Raw genomic sequence first — 7,620 nt, forward strand, 5'->3', positions numbered from 1 at the left:
TTTCTTTCGTGCCTATTCGCTTCCGGTCAGAAACCGGGCCGCGACATAGCCTTCCTGCCCGGTTTCGGCCAGCCGGATATGGGCCCAGCCGCGTTCGTCGATCTCCATCACCTCGGCGGCGGCGCCCTCGTCAAGCCGTGCGACGACCGCGTGGCCGGTGCCCGGACCGGCGCGCAGATTGACATTGCTGGCCGAGACCCGCCGCAGATCGGCGGGTTCGGCAGCGGTCGGCGGTGCGGCGCCTTGGGTCTCCGCGGCGGGGCGGGGCACCGGCGCGGCGACAGGTTCCGGGACGGGGTCGGAGAGTGCGCGCGCCGGGCGCGGGCGCGGCGGCGGCACGGCCTCCGGCGTGGTCTCGGCCTTGCGCACCGCGCGGTTGAGCGCCGGGTCGAAATCCGCGCCGCCGCTGAGCTCATAAAAGGCCCATCCCATGAAGATCGTACTGACGACTACGAAACGCGACACGGTGGCGAGGCTTCCTTCGTGCTGACCGGACCCGGAGCCGGACCATACCCCAGCGCGCGGAAATATCCACGGGAATCGCGCCGGAAATTCGCCTCCGCGCTTTACGGGCATGGGGGCTGGGGGTATCAGATCAGGCATGACCGATCAGCTTGACGATCCCACACCGCCCGTACCGGACCTGTCGGAGCCGCTGCGCCGCGCCATCGGCGAGCGTTACCTGCAATATGCGCTCTCCACCATCATGGACCGCGCCCTTCCGGATGCGCGCGACGGGCTGAAGCCGGTGCACCGCCGCATCCTCTTTGCGATGCGGGAGCTGAAGCTGTCCTCCAGCGGGGGATTCCGCAAATCGGCCAAGATTTCCGGCGATGTGATGGGCAATTACCACCCGCATGGCGATGCCGCGATCTATGACGCGATGGCGCGCCTGGCGCAGGATTTCAACGTCCGCTACCCGCTGGTGGACGGGCAGGGCAATTTCGGCAATATCGACGGCGACAACCCCGCCGCCAGCCGTTACACGGAGGCCCGCCTCACCCAGGCGGCGGAAGCCCTGATGGAGGGGCTCTCGGAGAACGCGGTCGATTTCCGCCCCAATTACGACGGCACGCTGGAAGAACCCGTGGTGCTGCCCGCGAGCTTCCCCAACCTGCTGGCCAACGGGGCGAGCGGGATCGCGGTGGGCATGGCGACGAACATCCCGCCGCATAACATACATGAGTTGATCGACGCCTGCCTGCATCTGATCAAGGCGCCGAACGCGCGCGACGAGACGCTGGTGGAGCATATTCCGGGCCCCGATTTCCCGACCGGCGGTATTATCGTGGAGCCGCGCGAGAACATCCTGGAGGCCTATCGCACCGGGCGCGGCGCCTTCCGCCTGCGCGCCCGCTGGCAGATCGAGGATCTGGGCCGCGGCCAATGGCAGGTGGTCGTCAACGAGATCCCCTATCAGGTGCAGAAATCCCGCCTGATCGAGAAGATCGCGGAGCTGATCCAGACCAAGAAGGTCCCGATCCTGGCCGATATCCGGGACGAAAGCGCCGAGGATGTGCGCATCGTGCTGGAGCCGCGCTCGCGCAATGTCGAGCCCGAGGTGCTGATGAACATGCTCTACCGCAATTCCGATCTGGAAACGCGGTTCAGCCTTAACCTCAACGTGCTGATCGACGGGCGCACGCCCAAGGTCTGTTCGCTCAGGGAGGTGCTGCGCGCCTTCCTCGATCACCGCCGCGACGTACTCCTGCGCCGCTCCACCCACCGGCTGGAGAAGATCGACCACCGGCTTGAGGTGCTGGAAGGGCTGATCGTGGCCTTCCTGAACCTCGACCGGGTGATCGACATCATCCGCTACGACGACGACCCCAAGCGGGCGCTGATGTACGAGGACTGGGGGCGGAGCCATGTCCGCGCCGCCTCCGAGGCCGCCTATGTCTCGCCGCTGGACGGGCGCGAGATCGGCGCGGAGGAAGAGCCTTCGCTGACCGAGGTACAGACCGAGGCGATCCTCAACATGCGGTTGCGCAGCCTGCGGCGGCTCGAGGAGATCGAACTGGTGGCCGAGCGCGACCGGCTGATGGAGGAACGCGCCGCGCTGGAGGACCTGCTGGAGGACGAAGGTCTGCAATGGACGCGCATCTCCGAGGAGCTGCGCGAGACCCGCAAGCGGTTCGGCCGCGACGCGCCCGGCGGCGCCCGGCGCACCGATTTTGCCGAGGCCGGCGAGGTGGAGGAGGTGCCGCTCGAGGCGATGATCGAGCGCGAGCCCATCACTGTCGTCTGCTCGGGCATGGGCTGGGTCCGGGCGCTGAAGGGGCATGTGGCGCTCGACACCGTGCTGAAGTTCAAGGATGGCGACGAGGGCCGGTTCATCTTCCATGCCGAGACGACGGACAAGCTGCTGCTCTTCGGCTCCAACGGGCGGTTCTACACGCTGAGCTGTGCCAGCCTGCCCGGCGGCCGCGGCATGGGCGAGCCTTTGCGCCTGATGGTCGATCTGCCCAACGAGGCGGCGATTGTGACGCTGGGGCTTCATGTGCCGGGGCGCAAGCTTCTGGTGGCCTCGGATGCCGGCGACGGCTTCGTGGTGGCCGAGGAGGACGTGCTGGCGCAGACCCGCGCGGGCAAGCAGGTGCTCAATGTCCGTGACGGTGCGCGCGCGCAGGTCTGCCGCCCGGTGGAAGGCGACCACGTCGCCTGCGTGGGGGAGAATCGCAAGGTACTGATCTTCCCGCTGGAGGAACTGCCGGAAATGGCTCGCGGCAAGGGTGTGCGGTTGCAGAAATACAAGGATGGCGGCCTGTCGGATGCCCGCACATTCACCCTGTCGGAAGGGCTGAGCTGGTCCGATCCCGCGGGCCGCACCCGGACCGAAACCGACCTGGCCGAATGGACGGCGAAACGCGCCTCCGCCGGCCGAATGGCGCCGCGGGGTTTTCCGCGCGACAACCGGTTCACCTGACCCGTGCCCCTGCGCCCGCTGGAAATCGAGTTCGCAGGCACGCGCGGCCCCCTGATGCGGCTGGCTCTGGCGACTTCGGTCAAGACCGTGTTGACGCTCGGCATCTACCGGTTCTGGGCCAAGACCAGGCTGCGGCGCTGGTACTGGTCGGCGGTCCGTCCCGGCGGGGTGCCGCTGGAATATGCGGGCGAGCCGCTGGAAAAGCTCATGGGCTTCCTGATCGCGGTGGTCTTCCTAGCCTTCTATATCGGGGTCGTGAACCTGGTCCTGGTCTTCTTCAGCTTCTCGCTGCTGGCCGATAACGGTACGGCCTATGCGCTGTCTTTCGTGGGGCTGGTGCCGTTCTGGTTCTATGCCCGCTACCGTGCCCGGCGCTACCTCCTGGCGCGCACACGCTGGCGCGGGTTGCGTTTCGGGCAGGAGCCCGGCGCCTGGGCCTATGCCTGGCGCGCGCTGGGCCACTGGGCGGTGACGCTGCTGAGCCTGGGCCTGCTGCTGCCGCGCCAGACCTTCTGGCTGGAGAAGTTCCGCACCGACCGCACCTGGTACGGCGCGGCGCGGCTGGAACAGGGCGGCCGCTGGCAGATGCTCTGGCCCGCGATGCGGCACCTGCTGATGGGCGGCGCGCTGACGGCGCTGGGCCTGGCTGCCACGCTGGTCGCGAAGATGGCCTGGCTCATCGTGGTGCCGGGCGCGGTCTGGGCGCTGGCCGGGCTGGTCTATTACCGCGTGCATTCCTTCCGTATCCTCGCCGCGCACAAGCGCCTGGCCGGCGGTATCGGCTTCAACGCGCAGCCGCGGGCGGGCCGGGTGCTGCGCATCTATATCCTCGGCAACTTGCTGATCGCGATCCTTCTTGGGGTGCTGATTACTGCGGTGACCGTGCTTGCCGCCCTTGCCTTCGCGGCACTGGGCGGGCTGGCGGGACCGGAATTCTGGGCAGCCCTTGGAGGGGGCGGCATCCTGACCGGCGTCACCACAGCCGCCGGGGTCGTCTTCTATTTCGTGATCTTCATCCTCTGGGGCGTACTCGGGCATGCCTTCGTGACCATGCCGGTGCTGGCCCATTACGCCGAGACGCTGGAGATCGAGAACCCGCATCGCCTGGCCGAGGTCACGCAGCGGCCCCGTGATGCCTTCGCCGAGGCCGAGGGCTTCGCCGAGGCACTGGATGTGGGGGCGGCGATATGAGCGTCACGATCCATGTCGGCGCCGCGGCGCCGGGCTTTGCCGCATTCGCCGACTATCTGGATGGCGAGCGGTCGCTGGTGCAGCGCGCCGCGCTTTCGATCCTCGAGGATGCGCCGGGCGGTGCGGCGCTGCGAATCGAGCCGCCCGCGGGCGAGTCGGTGGTCTGGCCGCTTGCGGATGTGCGCGTGCTGCCCGATCAGGCGGGCGGTCCCGGCATCGTGCTGGGCCGCGACGGGCGCGACCCGGCCCGGCTGATCCTGCGCGACGAGGACGCGGCGGCGCGGCTTGCGGCGCGCTGCCCCGATCTGCGGCCGCCGCGTCCCGGACCGGGGCTTTGGCGGCGGCTCGGCCTGATGGCGGCGGGGGCGGCGGGATCGGTCATGGTCATCATCTTCGTCCTGGTGCCGCTGTTGGCCAACCAGCTTGCCACACTACTGCCGCCCGAGGGCGAGAAGGCACTCGGCGATGCCACGCTTTCCCAGATCCGCGAGGCGCTGTCGCAAAGCCGCGCGCCGCTCGCCGTCTGCGAGGACGCAGACGGGCAGGCGGCGCTTGATGCGATGGTCGCGCGGCTAGCCGCGGGGGCGGATCTGCCCTATCCGCTCCAGGTGCAGGTGCTCGATCACGGCATGGTCAACGCCTTCGCGCTGCCGGGCGGCCATGTCATCCTATTCGAGGGGCTGATCGACGCGGCCGAGGAACCCGAGGAGGTGGCGGCGGTCCTGGCCCATGAGATCGGCCATGTCGCGGCGCGCGATCCGGCGCGGATCGCGCTGCGCACGGCGGGCTCGATCGGGGTTCTGGGCCTGCTGCTGGGCGATTTCGCCGGCGGCTCGGTGGTCCTGCTGCTCACCGAACGGCTGATCCAGGCGAATTACACCCGTGCCGCGGAAACCGCCGCGGACGACTTCGCACACGGGCTGTTGAAGCGCGCCGGAATGCCGCCGGAGGCGCTGGGCGCGATGTTCCGCCGCCTGCGCGAGAAACATGGCGACGCGAAGGGGCTGGTCGCGCATTTCGCCTCGCATCCGCGGCTGGCCGACCGGATCGCCGCCGCCGAGCGCGCGGGGGACGCGGCGGCTCGGGAACCGGCGCTGACCGAGGCCCAGTGGCAGGCGTTCCGGGGCATCTGCGACTGAAACGCGCGCCGGGTCAGACCGGCTCGACCGTCAGCCAGACGCCGCCTTCGGGCCGCAGGGTCAGGATCAGAACCGGACGCGGGTCGCGGCCCGGCACGCGGGTGAAGCGGAAGCGCGAGATCAGCGTGGACAGGATGATCACCGCCTCCATGATCGCGAAATTCGCGCCGATGCAGATACGCGGCCCGGCGCCGAAGGGCAGATAGGCAAAGCGGTCATGCTTGGTGCCGGGCGCGAAGCGGTCGGGGTCGAACCGGTCCGGGTCGTCCCAGAGCAGGTGGTTGCGGTGCAGCGCGTAGATCGGGAGCATCACCGTGTCGCCGCGGCGGATCTCGCGCCCGCAGAGCTTGTCGTCGGCGCGCGCGCTGCGCGACAGGAAGGCCGCCGGCGGGTAGAGCCGCAGTGTTTCGTCAATGACCTGCCTTGTATAGGTCAGATGCTCCACGTCGTCGGCCGTGGCGGTGCGGGTGCCCAGTACCTCATGCGCCTCGGAGCGCAGCCGGTCCTGCACGCGCTGATCGAAGGCCATCAGGTAAAGCGCCCAGGAGAGCGCAAGCGCCGTCGTCTCGTGGCCCGCCACGATGAAGGTCAGCAGGTTGTCGCGCAACTCCGGCGTGGTCATCTTGCGCCCGGTTTCCGGATCCTGGCCCTCCATCAGCAGGTCCAGCAGATCGGGCACTTCGGGCGGGCCGGCCGCGCGGCGGGCCTCGATCGCGCCGTCCGCGACCCGTTTCATGGCCCGGTTGGCATTGGTGTTGAAGAGCCGCGCGGGCCGCGGCACCCAGGTCGGAACGCCCAGCACGTCGAAGAGAGAGACCTTCGCGGTCTGCGCGATATACTGGTCGATGGCCCGGTGCACCGCATCGCGGTCGAACGCGTCGCCGCCCGAGAACGTCACCTCGCCGATCACCTCGAACGTGGCGGCGACCATCTCGGCATGCATGTCGGCCGCGCGCCCGGCGGCCGCCCCCACCCGCGCGGCCGAGCGGTCCGCCGCCGCGGTCATGATCGGCGCGAGCCCGGCGATGTTGCGGGCCGAGAAGACCGGCGCCGCGGCACGCCGCTGCCAGCGCCAATGCGCACCCTCCGCGATGAAGAGGCTCTCGCCGATGGCCGGGCGCAGAATGTTCTTGGTCACGTCCGATTTCGGATAATCGTCGAGCTTGTCCTTCAGGATGTGCCGGTTGGCCTGCGGGTCCATGACCATGTGCCAGCGCTTGCCGGTCTTGCCGGACACTATGGGTTGGCGGGTGGCGATCTCGGGGATCAGCTCCAGCACGTTCTGCCGCGCGACCTGAAGCGATTTCAGCACGCCCCAGGGCTCTGTCACCAGCTTCACGCGCGGCGGAAGCTCCGTGGTCCGGGTTGCGGTCATGCGTTCCTCATGTCGGTCCCGCCACATTATATGGGCCTGCCGCGGGCATGGGCAAACCCGCTCGATTGCGCGGTGCGCGGGGCTGGGCTAGGACGGAGCGCTGTTTTGCAATCGCGAGGGATGCCGATGCGCCTGCCCGGATTTATGCTGATTTGCATCGGTCTCGGTCTCGGGGCCTGCGCGGGCAGGGAAGACCTGACCCGCCCTCCCGAGCCGATGGGGGATTTCCTGCTGGGACATGCCATCGTCGTGGACCGGCATGCGCGGTTCCTGCCGCCCTCGCGCTATGCCGAGGACGGGGAATGGAAGGCCGCGCTGACCGAGGCGCTGCGGGCGCGTCTGGGGCGGTATGACGGGACGCGCTACTACCATGTCGCGGTCAACGTCGTGGGCTATGCGCTGGCCGTGCCCGGCGTGCCGCTGATCCTGTCGCCGAAATCGGCGCTGGTGGTCGAGGCGACGGTCTGGGACGATGCGAGGAAGGTCAAGCTCAACCCGGAGCCCAGGCAGTTCACGGTGCTCGAAAGTATTTCGCCGCGTACCGTCATCGGCTCCGGCCTGACACAGTCCAGGGAAGCGCAGATGGAGGGGCTGTCGCAGAACGCCGCGCGGCAGATCCACAAATGGATGCTCCAGCAGAAGGCCGACTGGTTCGGCGCTCCGCTCGGGACGGGAGAGCCGGCCGCGGCGTCTGTGGTTGAAGCCTGAGTGGCCAGTGCCCAAGAGACCGCTGTGAGCCGCGCGGCACGGGCGCCGCGCCCGCGGCCAAGTGGTGCTTGATTTCTGCGTGGAACCTGATTACCCAGCGCGCGGAGCGAAACCGGCCCCGCAGCGGGCCATAACGAACAGAGGCGTCCGCGAGATGGCAAAGGCAAAGTTTGAACGCACGAAACCGCATGTGAACATCGGGACGATCGGGCATGTTGACCACGGGAAGACGACGCTGACGGCGGCGATCACGAAGTATTTCGGGGATTTCCGTGCCTATG

General features: G+C 68.6%; 7 protein-coding genes. 5 read left to right on the forward strand and 2 right to left on the reverse strand.

From position 1 onward, the window contains the following. Positions 1-12: 12 nt before the first annotated feature. The gene (locus tag DDZ14_RS10690) at positions 13-465 is read right to left on the reverse strand and encodes an SH3 domain-containing protein (RefSeq protein WP_158275504.1); all 453 of its coding nucleotides are present in this window, start codon (positions 463-465) and stop codon (positions 13-15) included. 136 nt (positions 466-601) lie between these two features. Here DDZ14_RS10690 and DDZ14_RS10695 point away from each other — a divergent pair, with 136 nt between their 5' ends. The 3 genes from DDZ14_RS10695 to DDZ14_RS10705 are packed head-to-tail and all read left to right on the forward strand — an operon-like array spanning position 602 to position 5,256. After that, positions 602-2,926: a DNA topoisomerase IV subunit A gene (locus DDZ14_RS10695; RefSeq protein WP_109424949.1), complete on the forward strand. Its 2,325-nt coding sequence runs from the start codon at positions 602-604 to the stop codon at positions 2,924-2,926. Positions 2,927-2,929: 3 nt separating this feature from the next. Next, the gene (locus tag DDZ14_RS10700; RefSeq protein WP_233252546.1) at positions 2,930-4,117 is read left to right on the forward strand and encodes a DUF898 domain-containing protein; all 1,188 of its coding nucleotides are present in this window, start codon (positions 2,930-2,932) and stop codon (positions 4,115-4,117) included. Beyond that, positions 4,114-5,256, forward strand: coding sequence for a M48 family metallopeptidase (locus tag DDZ14_RS10705; protein ID WP_233252547.1), 1,143 nt, complete (start codon positions 4,114-4,116; stop codon positions 5,254-5,256). The genes DDZ14_RS10700 and DDZ14_RS10705 overlap by 4 nt, the downstream gene beginning before the upstream one ends. A 13-nt stretch (positions 5,257-5,269) precedes the next feature. Here DDZ14_RS10705 and DDZ14_RS10710 read toward each other — a convergent pair whose 3' ends face one another. After that, entirely contained in the window at positions 5,270-6,631 is a 1,362-nt protein-coding gene (locus tag DDZ14_RS10710; protein ID WP_109424978.1) for a cytochrome P450, read from the reverse strand. A 126-nt stretch (positions 6,632-6,757) separates the two neighbouring features. On the opposite strand from DDZ14_RS10710, the gene DDZ14_RS10715 reads away from it, so the two are divergent. Further along, positions 6,758-7,339, forward strand: coding sequence for a hypothetical protein (locus DDZ14_RS10715; protein WP_109424979.1), 582 nt, complete (start codon positions 6,758-6,760; stop codon positions 7,337-7,339). Positions 7,340-7,493: 154 nt separating this feature from the next. Beyond that, positions 7,494-7,620: GTP-binding protein (locus DDZ14_RS10720; protein ID WP_233252549.1), on the forward strand; the 127-nt coding region annotated here is incomplete at its 3' end.

This window comes from Maritimibacter sp. 55A14 (assembly GCF_003122205.1).
Taxonomy (GTDB): Bacteria; Pseudomonadota; Alphaproteobacteria; order Rhodobacterales; family Rhodobacteraceae; genus QEYE01.